Origin of the sequence: Glutamicibacter sp. BW80 (assembly GCF_002332385.1) — a bacterium.
GTDB lineage: Bacteria > Actinomycetota > Actinomycetes > Actinomycetales > Micrococcaceae > Glutamicibacter.
On the sequence record NZ_NRGV01000050.1, the window covers coordinates 267475 to 288786 of the forward strand.

A 21312-nucleotide genomic window follows, 5' to 3' on the forward strand; every position below is an offset into this window, starting at 1 on the left:
AATAACCGTAACCGAATCGTAATAATTGGCGCAACCTTTATATGTCGAAAACCACACCCGGCAGGACTACAATGCGCCGTACACCGCACCCGTATTCGCGGCTAGTTGCTCGCATAATTGAGCTAATTCGGCATCCCTGGTTTCCGCCATGAAGCGGACGGTATGGGGGATCATGTAGCTCGCATTTGGCCGCCCCCGGAAAGGGTGCGGCGTCAGGAACGGCGCATCCGTTTCGACAAGCAACAACTGCGGGTCTGCTAGGCGCAAGGCCTGCTGGAGATCCGTTGAATTCTTGAAGGTCACGGTCCCCGAAAATGACATGTACCAGCCGTTGGCATTGCAGATCCGCGCCAGCTCGGCGTCACCGGAAAAGCAATGGAAAACCACGCGCTCGGGCAACGGCGCATCGTTCAAGATCCGGACCACATCATGGTGTGCGTCACGATCGTGGATTTGGACCGCTTTTCCATGTTCCACTGCGATCCGCAAATGCTCGCGGAAGGACTTTTCCTGCGCTTGATGCCCCGCTTCGCCCGTGCGGAAGTAATCCAGCCCGGTCTCGCCGATGGCTCGCACTCGCTCATTTGCCGCCAACGCCTCGATCTGCTCAATCGCGGCCTCAAGTTCGCCGTGCTCCGCTAGGCGTGCGGCATCATTGGGGTGGATAGCTATCGCCGCCAAGATGTTCGGATAGTCCTTGGCCGCCTGCACCGCGAATTTCGAGGATTCCACGTCGCAGCCAACCTGGACCAGCCCCTCCACGCCGACCGCTGCAGCCGCGTTGAGGGCCTGCTGCACACTGGCATTCACCGAACCATCGCGAAAATCCAGATGCGTATGGTTGTCGATCACCGGTACCGGCAGCGGGGCGGGCGCCTCCGGGTAACGGGTATTTCGTTTGCTTCCGTTCTTTTCTGTCTTTGCCGAGCGGGCGAGTTCCCCGGTAGGTGAAGAATTCGGCTCTTCCGCCGGGCGGTACCCCTCGGGAATCCCTGAGAAATCGGATTCGCTCATCTGCGCACCGGGCCTTTCGTCATAAATACTGTCAGTTCTTGGGTCTAATTCTTCCACCACCGGTACACAGGGAAAGAATCAAGGTATTTAGAAGCTATGAGTGGAGAAAAGAACCCCATATGATGTGAACACAAGCTACGGGAATTGCTTAGCGTGTCAACGATGACCTCGGCACGATAAGTTGCCCAGCCAGGAGAATGCGCATGAGTGCCCACCCAACACTCCCCTTGGTAGATTCGACATTTAGGTCGAATTATCAGCGGATGTACGATGCTGTACAGACAGTAATCGCGGGTAAGCCCGAAGCAATTACCAACACCATCGTGGTGCTCCTTGCGCAAGGGCATCTGCTGCTCGAAGACGTTCCCGGAGTCGGCAAGACCATGCTCGCTAAGTCATTGGCCCGCAGTGTCAACGGGTCCGTGCACCGAATCCAGTTCACCCCGGATCTGCTACCCAGCGACGTTACCGGCGTCTCGGTGTTCTCCCCGCAAGATCATGAGTTCACCTTCCATCCCGGCCCAATCTTTGCAAATATCGTGATCGCCGATGAGATCAACCGTGCAAATGCGAAGACCCAGTCCGCCCTGCTTGAGTGCATGGAGGAGCAACAGGTGACCGTGGATTCGATTACCCACCCATTGCAGAGGCCGTTCATGGTCGTTGCCACACAGAACCCCATAGATTCGGAAGGGACGTTCGCGCTGCCCGAGGCACAACGGGACAGGTTCATGGGTCGGATTTCCATGGGCTACCCCCACCGCGAAGCAGAAATTTCGATGCTCACCAGCCACCATGTAGCCGAGCCGCTTGACTCGCTGGGCTCGGTGCTTGAGCTTGAACAACTGCGGCAAATGATCGAACAGGTGAGGCAGGTGACCGTAACCGACCGGTTGAGTGGCTACGTCGTTGATCTGGGCCGGGCCACCCGCGATCATCCGCATATCTCGTTGGGCGCCTCGCCTCGTGCGCTTGTGCAATGGGTCCGCGCCGCAAAGTCTCACGCGGCTATAAACGGAAGGGATCATGTTTTACCCGAAGATGTGCGTGGAGTAGCCGAGATGCTGCTCTCGCACCGGCTGATCCTGACCCGCAGGGCATTATCCGAAGGCGTGGAACCCGCTGCTTTGATCCAGGAGCTTGTTTCCGCCACACCAGTCGGATAGGCAAGGCACGCCATGGAAAAAATGCAGCGGTTCGACTCGCGCGATGCACTGTCGTGGACACGCACGGATTCGACGCCCGCAATGCTGCGAAGGCTCCAACTTGACCTGTTCACCGTGCGCGGCTGGGGAACCTTGTGCAGCGGAGCCCTGCTGATTATCCTGGCCTACATCCTAGGCCGCCACGAGATGATGGCCGTAGGCACCGGCCTGCTGACAGTGGCCTTGGTCAGCTGGTTGCTGGTACTGCGACTACGCAATAAGTCCAAACTGACCCGCAAACTGCTCACCGCAAATCCGGTGGTCGGTGACATCACCAGGTTGCAGCTGTCCTGCGCGGAGAATGCGAAGGTCAAAGAATCTCTTCCAACCGAGTTCGGGCCGGGCCCCGAATTCACCGGTCCCGGCGAGACCGTATACGAGCTGATCTTCCGCACCCGCGGAATCCATTTGGTGGGCCCGGCTAAGCAAATCCTCTCCGACCCCTTAGGCCTAGTGGACGGCATGGTCGATTCGGGTGACGCCTTGCCGGTCCCCGTATGCGCAGAAATCCATCCGCTGGAACGCTTCGCTTCGCTCGGCGACAAGATGCTGACCGGTGACGCACGGTTCTCCCGAAGCACCACCGCCGACTACTATGACGTGGCCACCCGTGATTACCAACAAGGCGACTCGATCCGACAGGTTCACTGGAAGGCCACTGCACAGCAGGGCAAGCTCATGGTGCGTCAAGAAAACCACATTGCTACGGCCCAGGCATTGCTGGTTTTTGACCGAACTTATGAGCACTGGCATATTAATGGCGCGGACCTGCGTCTAGGAATCCCTCAAGGCGACGGCCCGCCGATACAAAGCAGCCGACGTTTTGAAATGGCGCTCTCCCTGGCCTGCAGTATCGGCCAACGCTACGCCGCCAACGGCTATCAGTTGCTCTTTCGAGAGCTTTCGGGAGAACAGCTGCTCAAAGCCGGCAGCGTCTCCCTGTCTGGGGCCTCCGCCCAGGCTGGTTTTGAGGACTTTCATGCCGCGAGCGCCGAGATGCCGCTGCGCGCACCATCTAACGCGATCGAGGGACCAGAAATTCTCGGAGAAGGATTGCGCAAGCTGCTGCTGGGCTTTCGCGACGAACCGGTCATCATGATCCTCGGTGAACTCCGAACCAATCAGGCCGCGTGGCTGGCGACCCTGGCACGTTCGGTTCGCCATGTCGAACTGTTCCTGCTGGTCTCCCATCCAGAGCGCTACCACGAGGTGCAGCAACGGCTGGCCCAGACTGGGTGGAAAGTGCATTTCCTAGCGGCAAACACCAACATCAACGAATTGTGGTCACAGCCATGAGCGCCGCAGTGACCCAGCGGCCAGCTCCGAACCCCAGCGCGTACGGCACTGGCCCCAAACAACCCAGGACGCATCACCTGTACGCGCGATCGTTAGCAGCTGCATGTCTCAGCCTTGCCCTGCTCGCTGGCTTCGCCTCGCTCAGCGGAGTCGTGCAAGGCGGGGTGTGGTTCGGAGCCTTGATCTGGCCGGTGGTCCTCATCCATGGCAGCGCCGGATTATTGCGCGGCATCCGCGGCTGGCACTGGACTGCACTGCCTGTTGCCTTGCTTGTGGCGGTCGGCGCGGTTCTGGGGCACCAAACGATGCGGGCCAATCCCCCCTCCGTGAGGCTCATCGATTGGTTCGGTGCGCTGGTCTCCGAGGCCGCCATACAGTTCTCCACCCAGGTGCCCCCGGTGGCCTACTCACGGTATGTCGAGTTCGTTCTGCTTTTGCTCGCGGTAGTGCTGAGCCTCGTGGTCGAGGTTCTTGCATCTTTCAAACGCCTAGCGCCACTGGTGATCATGCCATTGTGCTTCGCCCCGGTGATCGCTTCGCTGTTCAAGCAAGAAGGGGCGGGCATCGGCTATCTAATGCTGATGACGCTGGCCTTGCTTGGCTATTTCGCACTGCTCCCCTATATTTTCCGTTCCGAACCTACAGGCGCGGGATTACCTGCGAAACGGCAGGTGGGAATCCTCGCCGTCACCGCTGCCGCGTGCGCTCTCGCGATGATTCTCAGCGGCCTGTTCATGCCGGGCTTCCGCAATGGCATGCTCCCCGAAGGCACTCGGCCTTCCGGCGACCTCTTGGCCAGCAACGTTGACCCGCTGCTCAATCTGGGCAGAGACCTCAGAGCGAACAATGGAAGCGTCGCTTTCAGCTATCTCACCAGTTCTGCCGAACCGGTATATCTGCGAACCTCGATTATCGAAGACCTGAGCGCCACGCGCTGGGAACCGAGCGAAGATTTGCTCCAATCTGCGTATTTTGGGGACACCGCAATGGACACCGATGCCGACATTTTCAACGGAACCCCCGAGCTCACCCAATTGACTTGGGATGGGCAGGTCAGCAGCCCTAGCCTGCCGCTGCCAGACCGCAGTTTTTATATCACCGGCATCAATGGCTCCTGGAACTGGACCAAGCAGACCTCCGTGGCTCGGCTCAGCGGGGATGCCATGGCCGAAACAGGCCAAGTCACCGTTGGACATACCCAAATGAATTTGAGCGCGGAGATGGCGCGCAATCTTGGCTACTTTGGCGGGCAGTTGACGAACGAAATAGCAAATGTAAATCTTTCCATGCCCGAGGACCTCGACGGCGAATTCGACCAATTGCTGCGCCAGACGCTCTCCGAGGCCTACGGCTCGCAGGGCACCCCGGCGAACGACTTCGATAAGGCCGTCGCCATTCAGGATTTCCTGCGTTCCGCTGCTTTCGGATATTCCGAACGCACGCCGTTGCGCGAAGGCTACGACGGAGCCAACCGGCAAGTGATTAAGGCTTTCCTGGATCGCCGCCAGGGTTACTGCGTACATTTCGCTTCCACGATGACCCTGCTGGCGCGAGCGGCCGGGATCCCTTCGCGCATCGTGGTGGGTTATGCCCCCGGCGAGCCAACCGGTGAGACGTTCAATGCTGCTGAACTAGCCGAAAGCAATGGAATCGGGCGTAATATGCCCCCGGATGTTGAATTCACCGAATATGAGGTCACTGGCCAGCAAGCCCATGCGTGGCCCGAATTGTTCCTCTCGGGGATCGGCTGGGTTCCTTTTGAACCGACCCCCGGCCAAGGTCAGACGCCGGACTACGCTCCGGGGACTACGCCCAACGAAACGCCGCAAGAGGTGCCCGAGGAACTGAATCCTTCCGGCGCGCCGGAGCTTGATGACCCGGAGGCCGAGGAAAGCGCAACCGCCAACGCGCCGCAACAAAATACCGTGCAGGCCGAAGACTATGGCTGGATGATCGCGCTTGGCTTCGTGGCGCTCGCCTTGCTACTGGCAGTTTTCCCCTGGCAGCGCGCTCGATTGCGTCGGCGCAGAATCGAACGCGTGCTTGCCGGCGGTGCCGGGAGCGCCCAGGCATTATGGGATGAGCTGCGTGCATTGGGCGCTGACATCGGCAGCCCCGCCGGTGAACAGGAATCGGTCAGCGACTACACCCTGCGCTTGACCGAGAATCACCCGCAGCTTGCAGCGCCCTTGACGAGGCTTCGCGAAGGAATCCAGGCAAGCTTCTATGCGCATCGCCACCCGGATGGGGAACAACGCGCCGAACTGGTAGCCGCGCTGGAACAGCTTGCTGCCCAGCTACGCCGCGAGCTGCACGGCACGCAACGGGTGCTCTGCTTCTGTTTCCCGGCTTCCCTGCGCGAGCGGCAACTGCGCGCGGCAAATAGGTTCACCAACGCACACTAATTTGCGGGATTAATTGCGTGAAGCCCAACACCTGAAAAGGAGTTGGGCTTCACGGGCAGCTACCGTCCGCCGATTACTCGCGGCCGTTGATTACCGAGATTACTTTACCGGTGCGTATGGGTCGGCAATGCCGATGTACTGCACGGTGGTGTATTCCCCGAGCCCCTCGGCGCCGCCTTCACGTCCGAGACCGGACTGCTTCACGCCGCCGAATGGTGCGGCAGCGTTGGAGATGACGCCGGCATTGAAGCCAACCAGACCGAATTCGATCTGCTCGGAAACGCGGAACATCCGGTTGAAGTCACGCGAGTAGATGTAGGAAGCCAGTCCGTACTCGCTGGCATTGGCAAGGCGGATCGCGTGCGCCTCATCCTTGAAGGTGGTCACCGGGGCGACCGGGCCGAAGATCTCCTGGGTGAGGATCTTCGCGTCGTTGGCAACATTAGCCAACACGGTGGGCTGGTAGAAGTAGCCTGGACCCGCTACCGGAGCACCGCCGGTGACTGCCGTGGCGCCCTGTGCAACGGCGTCGGTCACCAGCGCGTGGACTTCGTCCCGAGCTTTCTCCTCGACCAACGGGCCGACGGTGGACGATGGATCGGTTCCGCGTCCGGTCTTCAGCGCCTTCATCGCTTCCGAGAACTTCGTTATGAATTCCTCGGCGACATCTTCATGTACCAGGAAGCGGTTCGCTGCGGTGCAGGCTTCGCCCATATTGCGCATCTTCGCGGCCATGGCACCCTCGACGGCTGCGTCCAGGTCTGCGTCTTCGAAGACGAGGAATGGTGCGTTGCCGCCCAACTCCATCGAGGTGCGCAGCACCTTGTCTGCGGCATCCTTCATCAGCTGCTTGCCAACCGGGGTGGAACCGGTGAAGGAGACCTTGCGCAGACGGTCATCCTGCATCAGCGGTCCGGAGATCTTCGATGCCGAGGATCCAGAAACCACGTTCAGCACCCCGGCCGGCAGTCCGGCCTCCATCATGGTGGCGGCGAATAGCTGGGAAGTCAGCGGGGTGAGCTTCGCGGGCTTGAGCACCATGGTGCAACCTGCGGCGATTGCCGGGCCGACCTTGCGGGTAGCCATCGCCAGCGGGAAGTTCCATGGGGTGATCAGCAGGCAAGGGCCCACCGGCTTGTGGTGGACCAGAACCTTGTTCTTACCCTCCGGGGTGGTGACGTAGCGGCCGTAGTGGCGCACGGTCTCTTCGGAGAACCAACGCAGGAACTCTGCACCGTAGGTCACTTCGCCGCGGGCCTCAGCCAGTGGCTTGCCCATTTCCAGGCTCATCAGCAACGCAAAATCATCGGCGCGCGCGGTGACCAGGTCAAAGCCGCGGCGCAGGATCTCAGCGCGTTCGCGTGGAGCGGTGAGCGCCCATTCGGCCTGGACCGCGTCGGCTGCCTCTAGGGCCGCCATCGCGTCTTCGCTGGTGGCGCTGGCCAGCGTTGCCAGCTTTTCGCCGGTGGCTGGGTCAAGTACGTCGAAGGTGCCGCCATCTGAGGCATCTCGCCATTCACCATTGATCAGCAGTCCGGTGGGTACTTTGGCGAGCAGTTCTGCTTCGCGTTCAGCGGTAATCGACATAACGCGGTTCTCCTGAAAGTCGTAAATGAAAGGAATCTTCGTTGATCACAACGCTAGTGCGGGTTTCGGAAGGCTGTAAATCGCCTGGTGCACCACAAACTCGTTGTTTCATTGTGCATTCAGCCTAAGCGATTTCGGCTATTTTTTCGCTTCGTGACGTTCTGCCAGAACAGCTTCGTACAGGTCCCGCTTCTTCATCCCGGCGGCTTCGGCGACCTCGGCCACCGCCTGTTTCATGCGAATCCCATCGGCAACCAGCGCGGTGACCTTGGGAAGCAGATCTTCGATGGAGGCCGCTTCCGGGGCCGAAGCACCGGAGATCACCACGACGATCTCGCCGCGGAGACCTTCATCTGCCCATGCCTTGAGCACCCCAAGTTCATCGCGGCGGACCTCTTCGAATTTTTTGGTCAGCTCGCGGGCCACCGCCGCCTGGCGCTGCGCGCCGAAGGCTTCGATCGCCGAGGCCAAGAAGTCAGCGACCCGGTGCGGGGCTTCGAAGAACACCATGGTGCGCTCTTCGTGCAGCAAGGCGCCCAAGCGCTTGCGCCGTTCACCAGCCTTGCGCGGCAAGAACCCCTCGAAGGTGAAACGTCCGGTGGGCAGTCCCGACAGCGCCAGGGCGGTCAGCACGGCCGAAGGCCCAGGCACCGCGGTGACCCGGATGCCTGCTTCCATCGCGGCTGCCACCAAGGGGTAGCCCGGGTCAGAGACCGCAGGCATTCCGGCATCCGAGACGACCAGCACGGTGGCTCCTTCGCGAGCCAGCTCGATCACTTCGCCGAGCTTATGGGCCTCATTGTGCTCATGCAGGCTCATCACCCGCCCGGCGGGTTTAATTCCCAGTGCGTGAGCTAGGTGATGGAAATTGCGGGTGTCCTCGGCGGCGATCACATCGGCGCTTTCGATGATTTCGCGGAGCCGCGGCGAAGCATCGGACAAGTTGCCAATTGGGGTGGCGCCCAGGACGATTACGCCCTCATTATCTGAGTTCTGCACACCCTTTAGCCTACGCGAAGTACCAAAAGCACACATTCTCAGGGTTACGCCGGTAGCATGAACAACGATGAGCACCACTGCAGCAAAGACCCCAGATAGCGGGCACGTGCGTTCCGCGCGCGTTGCCTTCACCTTTGAGAACCTCAAACAAAGGTTATTACCGGTTGCGGCGCCCTCCGGTGCATTGATGTGGATTGTTCCGCTGGTAATGACAGTTATCGGTGGTCTGCTGCGCTTTGTGCACCTGGCGCATCCAAATATGTTGATCTTTGACGAGACTTACTACGTCAAAGACGCTTATTCGCTCTTGCACTTCGGCTACGAAATGGAATGGGTCGACGAATCAAACGACCAATTCGTTGCCGGCGATCCGCAGCTGAAGGATACCGCCTCCTTCGTGGTGCACCCGCCACTGGGCAAATGGCTCATCGCTTTCGGCATGATGCTCTTTGGCGAGTTCGACGGTTTCGGCTGGCGTTTTGCTGCAGCCCTGTTCGGTACGCTCGCGGTTCTGCTGACTACTCTGTGCGCCCGCCTGCTCTTCGGGTCGCATCTGCTGGCGGGTATCGCAGGCCTTTTGATCGCCATCGACGGCCATTCAATCGTCATGTCGCGCACCGCGTTGCTGGATATCTTCTTGATGTTCTTCGTCTTGGCCGCCTTCTATGCGCTGCTCAAGGATCGGATTCACGGACGAATTCAGCTCGCCAAAAAACTCTCGGTGCCCGCCGGGAACAGACCCAACGAGTTCCTGCTCATCTTCGGCCCCGTGCTCTGGTGGCGTCCCTGGCGGCTCATCGCAGCGATCATGCTCGGCTGCGCAGTTGGCATCAAATGGTCCGCGCTGACCTTCGTTGCGGTGTTCTGCCTGATGGCGGTGCTCTGGGACTTCGGCGCGCGGCGCACCGTTGGAATTCAGCGGTGGCAGTCGGCCGCCTTCATGCGTGACGGCGTCTATTCGTTTTTCACCATGATTCCGGTGGTGTTCCTGACTTACCTTGCCACGTGGACCGGCTGGCTCAGCACCGCCGGCGGACGCTATCGGCAATGGGCCCTAGAGAATCCCGGCGAGGGGGTCTCCTGGCTGCCCGAGACCTTGCGCAGCCTGTGGCACTATCACCAGGCCAGCTACAACTTCCATACCGGGCTGGATTCGGAACACGGCTGGGCTTCGTCCCCGTGGACCTGGCTCTTCTCCGGGCGCCCGGTACTGATGTACTTCGAAGGCTACGACAACGGGCAGAACGGTTGCACGCTGGATCGCTGCACCGAAGTGATCATGGACATGCCTAACCCGGTGATGTGGTGGGCCTGCACGTTGAGCATGATCTTGCTGGTGTTCTGGTGGCTTGGCGCGCGCGATTGGCGTGCCGGAGCCCTGCTTTCAAGCGTTGCCGCGGGGTTCCTTCCTTGGCTGATGTACCCCGAGCGCACCATGTTCTTCTTCTACACGTTGCCCTTGGTCCCGTTCATGGTTCTCGCATTGACCTATATGATTGGCAGGTTCATCCCCCGCGAACCGCGCTCCGATGTGGCCTACCGGTCAAGGGTTGTTGTCGTGGCCCTCTTCGTAGCGCTGCTCCTTGTGGTCTCGGCATTTTTCTGGTCCGTATGGTCCGGAGAACTGACCTCGGATGCGTACTATCGCATGCACGTGTGGATCCCTAGCTGGGGATAAGCTCCCGTGCGCAGGGTCCCGCTGCACCGTGAGTTGCGCCACCTGACCTCGAACGATTTCAAAGGATTTCCATGCACGAACTGCACGTCGAGCTCCTGCACGACCTCGACCCCCAGGTAAACGCAACCACCCTGCTGCTGGACCGGGTGGCTTCCTCGCCAAACGACACCTTGTTCATGGTCCAACGCCCCTCCGGGTGGCGAGACGTCAGCGCCCAGGGTTTCCTACGTGATGTGAAGCGACTAGCCTCCCGGCTGATCCACGACGGATTGCAACCCGGCGACCGGGTCGCCATCGTCTCGCGTACCCGCTATGAGTGGGCGCTGGCCGAAGAGGCCATCTGGTTCGCCGGCGGAATTTCAATACCTATCTATGAGACGTCAAGTCCCTTCCAAATCGAATGGATCTTGCGCGATTCCGGCGCACGGGTCGTCTTCGCCGAGGACCACGAGTTACGCGCCAACGTTCGCCGGGCCGCGGCCCAGCTCGGAGAATCCGTTGCCATTCACCTTTTTGAGGGATCGCATACCGCGGATCCGGAGGCGATTCCCGCTGCGGGCCTGCAGCAGATTCTGGTCGACGAAGCACAGATCGCCGAAAAGGAAATCAGCATCGCCTGCTCGAGCCTGAACTTGGAAGCCACGGCCACCCTCGTCTATACCTCGGGTACTACCGGACGGCCCAAGGGCTGCAACATCACCCACGCGAACTTCGCTTTGGTCGCCTACAACCTCGCCGAGCACATGGCCGAGGTGCTGGGTGAACGCCGCCGCACATTGATGTTCCTGCCGCTGGCGCACGTTTTGGCCCGTGCGGTCCAACAAGTCTGCATTCACGGTGGAGCAATCATTGCTCATAGCAACTCGACGGCAACGTTGATGGAGGACCTGAACTCCGTCAAGCCAGGGTTTCTGCTGGCAGTGCCCCGGGTATTCGAGAAGATCCACACCACAGCGCTGAATAAGGCGGAACAGTCCGGCCAGGCAGACCTGTTCCACAGCGCGGAGCTGACCGCCATTGAGGTCTCCAAGATCCGGGATGCGAAATCCCGTGGCGAAAAGGTGCGGATGCCACTGTCATTACGAGCCCGTCACCTATTTTTCGATAAGGTACTTTATCCGAAGCTCCGCGCGGTCTTCGGTGGACAGTGCGGTTACGCGATCTCCGGGGCCAGCGCCCTTAACCAGGATCTGGCGCATTTCTTCCGCGGCGCCGGCATCCAGCTGGTCGAAGGCTACGGACTTACCGAAACCACTGCACCTGCCACGGTGAATCAGGCTCATAACAATCGAGTGGGGACCGTGGGCCGCCCGCTTCCCGGCACCAGCGTCAGGATAGCTGGTGACGGAGAAATCCTTGTCAAAGGCATCGGTGTATTCGCCGGATACCACCACAACAACGAAGCCAGTGCTGGGGCATTCACCGAAGACGGGTACTTCAAATCCGGCGATACCGGGCGCCTTGATGAGGCCGGTTATCTATTGGTCACCGGGCGCAAGAAGGAACTGATCGTCACAGCCGGGGGCAAAAACGTCTCACCCGGTCCGTTGGAGGAGATGGTCCGGGCCGGCCGGATAGTGGACCAATGCGTAGTGGTCGGTGAGAACAAACCGTTTATCGCGGCTTTGGTCACGCTAGATGCCGAAGAGCTGACGTTGTGGTCCAAGGCCCGCGATGTGGGCCAGCTGACGCTTGGCGAGGCGGCGCTGCACGACAAGGTGCGCACCGAGGTGCAAAGTTATATTGACGCAGCAAACCAGACTGTTTCTCAGGCAGAATCGATTCGCAAATTTGTGGTTCTTCCTGCCGAGTTCACCGAGGCTTCCGGACATTTGACTAGCTCGCTAAAGCTTAAACGCCAGCAGGTCCTGGATGATTTTGTCTCCGAAACCGAAGAGCTATACCGTCGCTGACTTGCTTTTTAACAATAAAACCTCGGGATCCGTACTGCCCGGTTCCCGAGGTTTAGCTGTTCCGGGGCGCTTTGCCACGTGTAGTTGTTTAGCTATTCAATCCGTAAACTCGCGCTTCTTGACGTAGGCGTGAGCTTTCGCGGCGGCGCCCGGTTGGCCAGCAGGTAATGAGCGCAACAACCGCGGAGACAACCACCAACACCCCGATGGCAAGCGCGGAATCGACCCAGAACTGCTCGGGGTATAGACGGATCAGGGTATCGCTGAGGTTGAAAGTCCAGGTGCCTTCGGCGAAGAACAATTGGTGGAAACCGGAGAAGAACGTGTTCCACCCGGTAATGGCGATGACCGCGATTCCGGCAATTAGCACCAGGGTCAAGATTGCCCCGGAGAAGAGCGCTCGGCGCACTCCGCCGGAGTAACGGTTGGCCAGGTAGACGATGAAGATTATGGCCAATACCGCTAGCACGGCCCCGATGACATAGCCCAAACCGATCAGGTTTTTCACGTCAAGCATGTGCTGCACCTCTTGGGCGGTGAACATACTGGAGCCAGTCGGAAGTTTCAATCCAGATAAAAATTCCGGGCCAGCGAAGTTATTCAGGTAGTCCACCCCGTAGCTGCCATAGGTTAGGCGTTCCGGATCGGTGAAGCCGAACTGGTCGCTGGGGAACCCTGGCCGGGCGTAGGCCAGCGCCAAGAACGCTGGGGTGGCGACCAGACGAATCGCGGCGATCAGCGTCAATACCGGGAAGATGAGTGCAAGCAGCACCTGTGCGGTGCGGGCCAGCGGCGGCTTGGAATTTAATGCGCGTTCGCGAGCCACACGGCGTTTGACCGCTGCCTCGGATGGCTCCGACTCCGGAGCGTAGTTCCCAAAGACACGCGAACGCGCCTGGGCAACTGCGGCGGACGTAGTCTCTGGGTTGTCTTTATTTGGTGCAGCGCTGACCGGTGGCACCGTCTGTTTGGCTTCGTTGAGCGGCGCATCAGATTTGGCAGGTACCTCGGCTTTTGTGGAGGCCTTCGGCTGCTGCTGTTCCGCGTCGAGTTCATGCGGAAGTTTAATCGCTCGAATGATGTCCTCTACCGGCTCGTCGGTTTTCGGCTTGGCTGCACTCGTAGCTGGCTTGCTCACTGCTGGCTTAGCTGCGGCCGATTTGGCTGCTGCTGCCGGCTTGGCTGCTGTTGCCGGCTTGGCTGCTGCTGGTTTGGATGCTGCCGGCTTAGTCGCCACAGGTTTGGCTGGCGCAGGATTCGCGACGGGTTTGGTAGCTGCTGGCTTGGCCGTCGCAGGCGTCGTGGCCGGCTGCACCGTGGTTGGATTCGCTGCGGGCTTGGTATCTGAAGTTTCAGGAGCTGCCGGCTTCGCCTCGGCAGGCTTGGATGCTGCTGCTTTGGCCCCTGATGGGTTCAAGAACGCTGCTTTCGCAGCGGCCGCCGCCTTTGCAGCACGAGCGTCCTGCTGAGCTTTGGCTTGTTTTTTATGCTCCTCAAGGCGTGCCGACAATTCGTCGGCTCGCTGGCTGAGCGTGGCCTTGGTGACCGACTCGTTCGATTCAGCATTGGTGGCCGCGATGGGCGTGTCCGGGCCTTCTGGGCCCTTACCACCGGGGGTGTTCTTCGCCGCCTCAGCCATGAGGAGTCCTCCTGCAAATCGCGCGATCTCTGACCATCATAAATAGACGAAACCTGCACAACAGGCCCCGCGGTTTCAGCTTATCCAGCCGACCGCGCCAATCCGCGCATTACCACACCTAAATTAGGACCGTGGTGCGGGAAACGGTAAAGCCAGCCATTCCCATCCGATTAGTAGGAATGCGGAACTGTCGACTGCGGCGCACCCCACGGTGCAGCGGGAGGCTAGATCCCGCGCGAAGCTAAATAACCTCGGTGGCAATTCTTAGATTTCTTCGGCCTCCGGCGGAAGCACTGCCAACCGTGGACGAGAATCGAAACGGGTGCCGCGCACCTCACGGGGTGCAGGTGTTTCGACAGAGTGCTTGGGTTTACGCTCTTCACGCACGGCATTCATCAGTGCGTGCAATTCATCTTCGTTTTCAATGACCTCTGGCAGGGCGCCGCGCAGCAGGTTCCACCCGCTGGGCACCGTGAGCCGGTTGGCGTGCCGGGCGCACAGGTCATAGCAATGCGGCTCGGGGTACTGCGCCAATGGCCCGAGTACGGCGGTCGAATCGGCGTAGTTGTAGGTGAGGGTTGCGCGGGCCGATTCACGGCACGCGGGGCGAGAGCAAAGACGAAGACTTTCCACGGCTTCCAGTCTACTCGTGCTAGCCGTCCTAGCCCGGTAATCTGGCCCGAACGGCCACGTTCGCTCGCGCAAACGTTTACTGTGGAGCCATGGAGCATAATCCCCAGAGTCCGCAGCAGCGCTCGCGCCGCAACCGTCATGGACGCGGACGGCGTGGTCCGTTGATGCCAATGCACCTGCCCGCCTTCCGCACGCGACCAGAACGCTTTGATGACGCGGTGATGGCCAGCGCCCAACGATTAGGCGAACGCTGGGGCCAAAAACTCGCGATCATCGATTTTCGCATCGTCCCGGTACCCGGCGACAAGGTCATGACTCAGGCCGCGGCCGCCGGAGACCGCATGCCGCTGTCCTCTGCTCGACCGGCAACGGCTAAGCGCCGTGCCCGGATTTCCATTTATCGGCTGCCTTTGGAGCAAGCTAGTCATAGCCACACGGAATTAGTCGACCTCGTACACCAGTGTGTGGTGCACGAGGTCGCTAATTTGTGGATGCTTTCGCCCCACGAAGTTGATCCCGAATATTTCCCGGAAAACCCGGATTTTTAGTCCTGCTAGCCGCCGACGTTGACGACGATACCGTCACGTCCGACATTGGCTTGAGGCATGGCAGCCCAGGCCAGCGAACGATCCGACCCGAAGATCAACTGGCCAATATAGGCGTTTGCATCTGCAGAGAAGATCACGGCTTGGGCTTCTTCGGTGATTTCCTTCGGTTTGAACACCATGTTCTGCCCGGTCTTCACCTCGAGTTTGGTCGGCTTTGAAAGCTTCCCATCCTTGTCGACCACAACTGCTTCGACAGAGGCATCGGCCGATGGCGCGGCAATGCTGAATTCACCGGTGCCGTTCGCTGAAATAGGCGCAACCTGCTTTCCCGCCAGTGGCATGGAGCTGGCGGCCCAGGCGTTGTCCGAGGAATCCTTGGGATCCGCGCCGCGCACCATGCGCACACTGCTGGTCACCGGAGCATCAGCTTCCACGACTACGGTGTAAGCGCCCGCTTCGAGACCGTTGAGGTCGATGACGCTAGTTGCGTCGGAGGCTACCGCGAGGTTCGAGCCAAGATCCGCCTTGACTTCGCCCTCGGCACCCAAGATCTTCACCTTGAAACCTGCACCCTGCGCACCTGTGGCCGAAACATGAAGCTGCGGCACCAGTTTCTTGTCATCTTTGCTTAGTTCGTTTCGGTCATTCTTGTTGCCAAGCCAAACGCCCGGAATCACCTGCGTATTGGCTGCCGAAGCATTTGCAGCCACTAGGTCTACCCCGGAAGGTGTCAGGCCGCGCAACGCTGCCTGTTGAACTGATGCGGTGATCTTTCCGCCGAGACTGGTGATATCGGCGGACACCGAATCCAAATTCTGGGCGTAGCCGCCAAGCACCAACGCTCGCGAGGATCCCGGCGCAAGCACGACATTCTGCAGCGTTGAGGTGTCGATCAGACCCTCCGGACCGCGCAGATCGATAGAGACCTGGGCGGTGGTGTGGGTCGGGTTCGACAGGTGAAGCACGCTGGTCGCACCGGTATTCGTCATCAGCCCGGTGAAGCGCCAGCTGGAGGCTGGAGCCTGGCAGGTCGCCGCGGCCAGTCCCGCGAGATCTCCATCCTTGGCCAAGAAACTGCGCATGGCGCTACCCCAGGAAGGTAGTTCGCCCAAGGGTTGCAGGGAGAAGACTTGCGCCTTGTCTCGGCCGTTGGTGGTGTTTACCTTTCCAACACGACCGGTCAACCCCTCGTCATCCGCACCCAGAGACTGCGCCGCTTCAGCATCCGGAATGCGTTCGCTGAGCTGGGCCGGATCTGAACTGCCCAGGTCCCGGAGTGTGGCACCGGGAATTCGTTTACCCAAGTCTGAGACCAGGGCTGTGCGAATATTGCTTGAGATTTGTTTTGCACCGGCGGCGAACTGTGGATCGGTACCGTCCACGCCCTTGAGAAGTTGCGGAGTTCCGGTACAGACGGACTGGGCATCGCCGGCCGGAAGACTGGTCACCGCCGCGGGGAGCGCCGTATTGGACGGTTGCGGTGCAAGCACCGAAGCCGCGGCGACCACGCCACCGGCGGCAATGATGGCCACCAGGCTGAGCAGCACGGCGCCCGCACGACGACGCACCGGAGCAGCTTCCTGATCCTTACGTGCCGCCTTATTTGCGTCGTCTAGTTTGCGTCGGCGTCGACTCGCAATCGGATCTGCGGGCGCCGAGGCCTCGCTGTTTTCCGCGGCGCCTGCGATAACCGGCTGTGCTAGGGCTGCAGCCATCTTCTCGTCCTTGGCTTCCGGCTCAGCCTTGTTCTCCGGCTCCGCCTGACGCTTTGGCTCCGGCTTAGCTAGCGGCTGGGCCTTTGCCCGGTCCTTGGCTTCGGCCTTTGCGGTGGCTTTGGCCTCGGCCGCTGCTTTCGCCTCGGCTTTCGCAGTAGCCTTCGCCGTTGCCTTGGCCTCTGCCTTGGCTTCCTTCTCGGCTTTGGCCTCGGCACGCAATTCGGACTTGCTCTTTATTGGCCGCTCGCTTGCCGAAGGCCGCACAGTCGGAGCCGATTCCGGCTTCGTCGCAGCCACCGGTTGCGGCGCTGGCTTAGCCGGCTCGGCAGAGGAGCCGGTGTCCGCTGTGACCGGTTTGGCAGCGGGCTTGCCACTGCCGTCCGCGGAGGCATTGCCGGCTACCGGTGATCCTTGATCCTTAGATGGTTCCGCAGCGTGCGCGGGGTGACCGGCATGCTCGTTTTTTGCATCGTCCACGGCTGGCTCGTCGCTGCCATCCGCGGAGGCATTGCCGGCTACCGGTGATCCTTGATCCTTGCGTGGTTCCGCAGCGTGCGCAGGGTGACCGGCATGCTCGTTTTTTGCGTCATCCGAAGCGGGCTTCTTCTCATCACTCACTACTTTTTCTCCTGCTCGGTGTCGGTGTCCGAAATACGGTCACCGAGCTTCGGGGCCAAGGTGTCACGGATCTCGTGCGTCCGTTCGCGAGCCTCTCGACGGCTCAACGGTGTTGAGCTCGTCTCGGGTTCCGGTTCGAAAGCTGGTTCTGCCGGCTCGCTGGCCACTTCGTCTTGCCCGTCGTCCGATTCCTCGACTGCGCGGAAACGATATTCGCTATTTCGGTAGCTAGCGAGGCGACGGGTACTGGGTACCGGGATCGCTAGCAATACCGCGATAAGCAATACGACGCTACCGAGGATCAGCGTGGGCAATGCCAATGGTTCGAAGTGGGTCAGCGTCAGCTTGCCGCCTTCGGCCGGCACTTCATAGGCCTGCGCCCAGCGGGTATCCGAATCCCGGGGGTAAGCTACCGCACGCAACGGCGCGCCATCGATAGTGGCACGCAGTTTTGGATCCTGCGCGGTCGCCAACACAAGAGTGCGCGGTCCGTCGGCTGCGGGTATCTCAGTATCCTGAATTCGCCCGCGATTGGTGGCCAGTACCTGCACCCGGTCCGACTTGTCGATCAAGCGCGCAAATCCTGCGCCCGCATTTGGCGTGGAGCTTTCATAATTGACGCGCCACAGCCATCCGTTGTCGGTCTGCCCCACGGAGGCCAGGCCGGTCGCAGCATCCAGCACACGCACGGTGGCCGAGACTGATTCACCGGTCTCGTTGAGCACTACAAACCCAACACCCAGGTCTCGCAAGGCTTCGCGGGAGTCGAGTGCTGATTCAGACAAAAGCATTGCCACGGCTTCCCGCTGCACGCTTCCCGTGGCCGAAGCCTCGTTTCGTGCCGGATTCAGCAGCGATCCGCTCAGTTGCGACACCTGCGAAGAACGGCTGATGGCGTCAAGCGTTTCGCCGGCCCCGGTCAGCAGCTGGCTGTCGATCTCGCCCGAAGCCCGTGGGGTCAGCACCAAGGTGCGCTCTGCGGATTCCGCGCGGCCGGCGTCCGCCGCGGTGGCCGGAATCGTCCGTTCCTGCGAGGGCGACACCCGCTGGGCGGCGTTCAGCGCGGTCATGGCGCCATCTGGATTCTGCGAATTCAGTTGCGCGCCGAGTGCCACCGAACCGGCGGCCAACACGCTAATCACGCTCAGCGTTGCCATCAGGCTCAAAACTGCCCGATTCGCCGGACGGCGAAGTGTGCGTGGCTGCTCCTCATGGCGTAATGCTGCCAGCGCGTTGGCGGCGGCGGCGAGCATCGCGAAGACCGCGAAGGAAACAAATGGCGCGGTGTATGCGCTGACCGTCCTGGACGAGTCCAGGGAGACCGAAATGAAACCGATTCCCCAGCCGGCCACCAAGGACAGGGCTGCGGCCCAGACGAGTTTGCGGGAATTTCGACGCATGGTGGAGTCCAGGCTAAAGGATGACCCGAGTGCGCCCAGTACCGCCAAAATCACCACAGGTGCGCCCACAAGAGCCCCTGCGACCAATGCCCACGGTCCGGCAGGCAGTATTCCCCAACCAAGCGGGGTGAGCATTGCGTCAAAGGCCTCGGGGAAGCCCAAAAGCATCTGCCACAGCGGCGCCGGGTTGAATGCCAGCGGTGCACCAGGTTCGGTTAACAGCAGCCGTGGGTTGCCCAGTGCTTCGAAAAGCAAGGGCAAGTTCCACACCACTGCAGGAAGCGGAACCCACCACAGCGTGCGCGCCCGGCGCGGAGCCGAAAGCGCCAAAACGTAGATCAGCACCACAAGTGCCAAGAAGAAAGGCATTGAGCCGGTAGAAATTACCCACAGGATCAGTGCCGCGCAGGCCGAAGCGGTCCAGGCCGAAGTCTTTTTGGATTGCGCGCTTGTTGCCGGTTTGCCCTCCGGGCGCACGTGCGCGTTGAGCGCACGAAGCATGGCCAGGAAGAACAACGGCAGTAGGACGTGGATAAGTACCGAGCCCACCCGGCCGCTGGCCAGGGCCGAAATAAGGGCAGGCTGCAAAGCCCAGATCACCGCGGCGAAGAAACGTACCGCACGCGAACGGCTCACTACGCCCACGCCCCACCAAGCGGTGAGAGCCGCCAACGGCATGGCCGCCAGGAACAAGATCACCGAAGCCTGGTTCGCGTGGTTGAAGCTGAGCACCGAAAGCAGCCAGTACATGATGTCTGTGTTATCTGGAGCAGCGCTGAAGCCGGTGCCCGCGTTCTGCCACCACGAGGTGGCGTTGGCTCCGATCTCATTCAGCGTGCGCGACAGCGGACGCATGGAACCGCCGCTCAGGGCGTTGGCACCGATCAGTGAACGCCAGGCGATCAGCGAGGCCGCGGTCGTGATGAGCAATGCGAGAATCAGCGACAGCACCGCAGTGGTCCGCGGCGGCCGAGCAATTCGGACAAAGTCCGAGAAGTTCTCGCCGCTTGGCTCCACCATGCCCTCTGCGCCGGAGCCGTCGCCGTAGACCTGCGAGTCATCCGTGCTGTTTGACAAGTTTCGCCGGTACTCGCGCACGGCGCTATTCGAAGTCATCAGCTTGCGTACCTGGCCGCGCGGCACCTTGCGGATTTGCTTGATCCCACGGCGCGAGGACACCAACTTCACCGGCGAGAACAAGCCGCGCAGGGTCGAGCCCAAATGGCTGAACCCATGGCCCGGATCCTTGGCTAAAAGAGCCAAAAGGAAGTGCCCGATGCCGCCCAAAAGGAGGCCTAGCCAAAGAAATGGGAGTCCCAAGGTCGGTGCGAACTTCAGCCGCTGAAAGACCTCAGAGCGTCGTGCTTCGCCCGGTCCAGCCAGCGAGTCGACCACGTCGACCTGATGGTAGACCTTCGCGGAGGGAACGACCACCACACGGTGTCCGGCTAAGCGGTTGCGCCAGCATAGATCCACGTCGTCGCCGCGGCCTGGCAGCGCCGGATCGAAACCGCCTAATTCTTCAAAGACGTCGCGGCGGATGAACATTCCTGCCGAGGATACGGCGAAGTAGTCGCTTCGGCCGTCGTACTGACCCTGGTCGACTTCGTCGATATCGATCATCGTCAGGCGCTGCGCCTTGCGGTCCACGCTGAGCCCGACTTCGGCCAAGCGGCGAGGATTGTCAATGTCCAGGATCTTGCAACCTGCAATGGTCACGGACTCGGAGGCTTCGACCGTACGCGTCAGTTGTTCTAGCGCGTCGGGAGCCGGCATCGAATCGTCGTGGATGATCCACAGCCACTCGTCGCGATCTGCACGAGCTTCGGGCAATGAATCAACCGCTTCTTGAACGGAAAGTCCCAATGACCCAGCCGGGGCCGCGAGCAGGGTCGCGTTGGAAGGAAGATTTGCTTTTAATACCTGCCGGGAAGCGTCTTGGGACGACGCATCGACCCCGAGGTACCGTTCGATCGGCCGTGACTGGTTTCGCAGTGCGGCTAAAGTTCGGGGTAAAAAGTCAGCGCCATCGTGCGCGGCAACGATGGCGGTGACATGAATTGGCGGTCGAATTAGATTGCTCGTTTCCGTAGTCGGCGGCGTTCGCGCTCGGAGAGCCCTCCCCAAATGCCGAAGCGCTCGTCGTTGCTCAGCGCGTATTCCAAACATTCTGAACGTACAACACAGGCACCGCAGACACGCTTAGCGTCGCGGGTCGAACCGCCCTTTTCTGGGAAAAATGCTTCGGGGTCGGTCTGCGCGCACAATGCGCGGGCCTGCCAACCGAGCTCGCCTTCGTCGACTTCCCCGCCGACGCCGAGCCAAACGGCCTTGATGCTTTCGCGAACCTGTTCGTCTTCATCCAGCTCCGGAGCCCACGACCCTGCGGTCGATCCGCCTTCGGTTTCCGCTGGCGCATGCTCCCGTAGGAAGTCTTCTGCGGCGTTCTCCAGATCAGCGGCAACCGCAACGCGTGCGGAGTCACCAGCTTGTGGATCGACAAACCAGTCCGATGGTGCACCCTCAACCCCGTATTGGGCGGACGCTACAGCCGATGTCGAAAAATCGGAGTACCCCTGCTCCAGCTTCGTCATGTTGATGTTGGCCTTTCGATTGGTTTGAGAAGATCGAGCCATCCTTGCTCCCGATCCATACGTCTCTA

General features: G+C 60.6%; 14 protein-coding genes. 6 read left to right on the forward strand and 8 right to left on the reverse strand.

The features are described 5' to 3' along the window. Positions 1-66: 66 nt before the first annotated feature. Positions 67-1014: a TatD family hydrolase gene (locus CIK76_RS14525; protein ID WP_096287659.1), complete on the reverse strand. Its 948-nt coding sequence runs from the start codon at positions 1012-1014 to the stop codon at positions 67-69. A 263-nt stretch (positions 1015-1277) separates the two neighbouring features. Here CIK76_RS14525 and CIK76_RS14530 point away from each other — a divergent pair, with 263 nt between their 5' ends. Genes CIK76_RS14530 through CIK76_RS14540 form a run of 3 tightly spaced genes read left to right on the forward strand, consistent with a single transcriptional unit; the run spans position 1278 to position 5920 of the window. Continuing rightward, positions 1278-2180 (forward strand): MoxR family ATPase, encoded by a 903-nt coding sequence (locus tag CIK76_RS14530; RefSeq protein ID WP_255248488.1) that lies wholly within the window; start codon positions 1278-1280, stop codon positions 2178-2180. A 12-nt stretch (positions 2181-2192) separates the two neighbouring features. After that, the gene (locus CIK76_RS14535; RefSeq protein ID WP_096287663.1) at positions 2193-3515 is read left to right on the forward strand and encodes a DUF58 domain-containing protein; all 1323 of its coding nucleotides are present in this window, start codon (positions 2193-2195) and stop codon (positions 3513-3515) included. Next, on the forward strand, positions 3512-5920 hold the full coding sequence (locus CIK76_RS14540; protein ID WP_096287665.1) for a transglutaminaseTgpA domain-containing protein: 2409 nt from the start codon (positions 3512-3514) through the stop codon (positions 5918-5920). The genes CIK76_RS14535 and CIK76_RS14540 overlap by 4 nt, the downstream gene beginning before the upstream one ends. Positions 5921-6019: 99 nt before the next feature. Here the strand turns inward: CIK76_RS14540 and CIK76_RS14545 are convergent, their stop codons facing one another. Beyond that, positions 6020-7507, reverse strand: coding sequence for an NAD-dependent succinate-semialdehyde dehydrogenase (locus tag CIK76_RS14545; RefSeq protein WP_096287667.1), 1488 nt, complete (start codon positions 7505-7507; stop codon positions 6020-6022). 138 nt (positions 7508-7645) lie between these two features. Further along, the gene (gene rsmI / locus CIK76_RS14550; protein ID WP_096287669.1) at positions 7646-8506 is read right to left on the reverse strand and encodes a 16S rRNA (cytidine(1402)-2'-O)-methyltransferase; all 861 of its coding nucleotides are present in this window, start codon (positions 8504-8506) and stop codon (positions 7646-7648) included. Between the two features lie 67 nt (positions 8507-8573). Here rsmI and CIK76_RS14555 point away from each other — a divergent pair, with 67 nt between their 5' ends. Beyond that, positions 8574-10184, forward strand: coding sequence for a phospholipid carrier-dependent glycosyltransferase (locus CIK76_RS14555; protein ID WP_096287671.1), 1611 nt, complete (start codon positions 8574-8576; stop codon positions 10182-10184). 71 nt (positions 10185-10255) lie between these two features. Continuing rightward, complete coding sequence (locus tag CIK76_RS14560) at positions 10256-12097, forward strand: AMP-dependent synthetase/ligase (protein ID WP_096287673.1); 1842 nt, start codon at positions 10256-10258, stop codon at positions 12095-12097. 88 nt (positions 12098-12185) lie between these two features. On the opposite strand, the gene CIK76_RS14565 is transcribed toward CIK76_RS14560, so the two are convergent. Both CIK76_RS14565 and CIK76_RS14570 read right to left on the reverse strand, forming a co-directional pair. After that, positions 12186-13736 carry a TIGR01906 family membrane protein gene (locus tag CIK76_RS14565; protein ID WP_096287675.1) on the reverse strand — a complete coding sequence of 517 codons (1551 nt, stop codon included), beginning with the start codon at positions 13734-13736 and terminating at the stop codon, positions 12186-12188. Positions 13737-14000: 264 nt separating this feature from the next. Beyond that, on the reverse strand, positions 14001-14369 hold the full coding sequence (locus CIK76_RS14570; protein ID WP_096287677.1) for a DUF3499 domain-containing protein: 369 nt from the start codon (positions 14367-14369) through the stop codon (positions 14001-14003). Positions 14370-14458: 89 nt separating this feature from the next. Between CIK76_RS14570 and CIK76_RS14575 the strand changes: the two genes are divergently transcribed. Continuing rightward, entirely contained in the window at positions 14459-14917 is a 459-nt protein-coding gene (locus CIK76_RS14575; protein WP_096287679.1) for a metallopeptidase family protein, read from the forward strand. Positions 14918-14922: 5 nt separating this feature from the next. On the opposite strand, the gene CIK76_RS14580 is transcribed toward CIK76_RS14575, so the two are convergent. Genes CIK76_RS14580 through CIK76_RS19965 form a run of 3 tightly spaced genes read right to left on the reverse strand, consistent with a single transcriptional unit; the run spans position 14923 to position 21244 of the window. Then, positions 14923-17250 (reverse strand): DUF5719 family protein, encoded by a 2328-nt coding sequence (locus CIK76_RS14580; RefSeq protein WP_096287681.1) that lies wholly within the window; start codon positions 17248-17250, stop codon positions 14923-14925. After that, positions 17250-20819 (reverse strand): glycosyltransferase, encoded by a 3570-nt coding sequence (locus tag CIK76_RS14585; RefSeq protein ID WP_096287683.1) that lies wholly within the window; start codon positions 20817-20819, stop codon positions 17250-17252. Before CIK76_RS14585 ends, CIK76_RS14580 begins: the two co-directional genes overlap by 1 nt. Further along, positions 20723-21244 (reverse strand): WhiB family transcriptional regulator, encoded by a 522-nt coding sequence (locus CIK76_RS19965; protein WP_096287805.1) that lies wholly within the window; start codon positions 21242-21244, stop codon positions 20723-20725. Before CIK76_RS19965 ends, CIK76_RS14585 begins: the two co-directional genes overlap by 97 nt. Positions 21245-21312 lie beyond the last annotated feature (68 nt).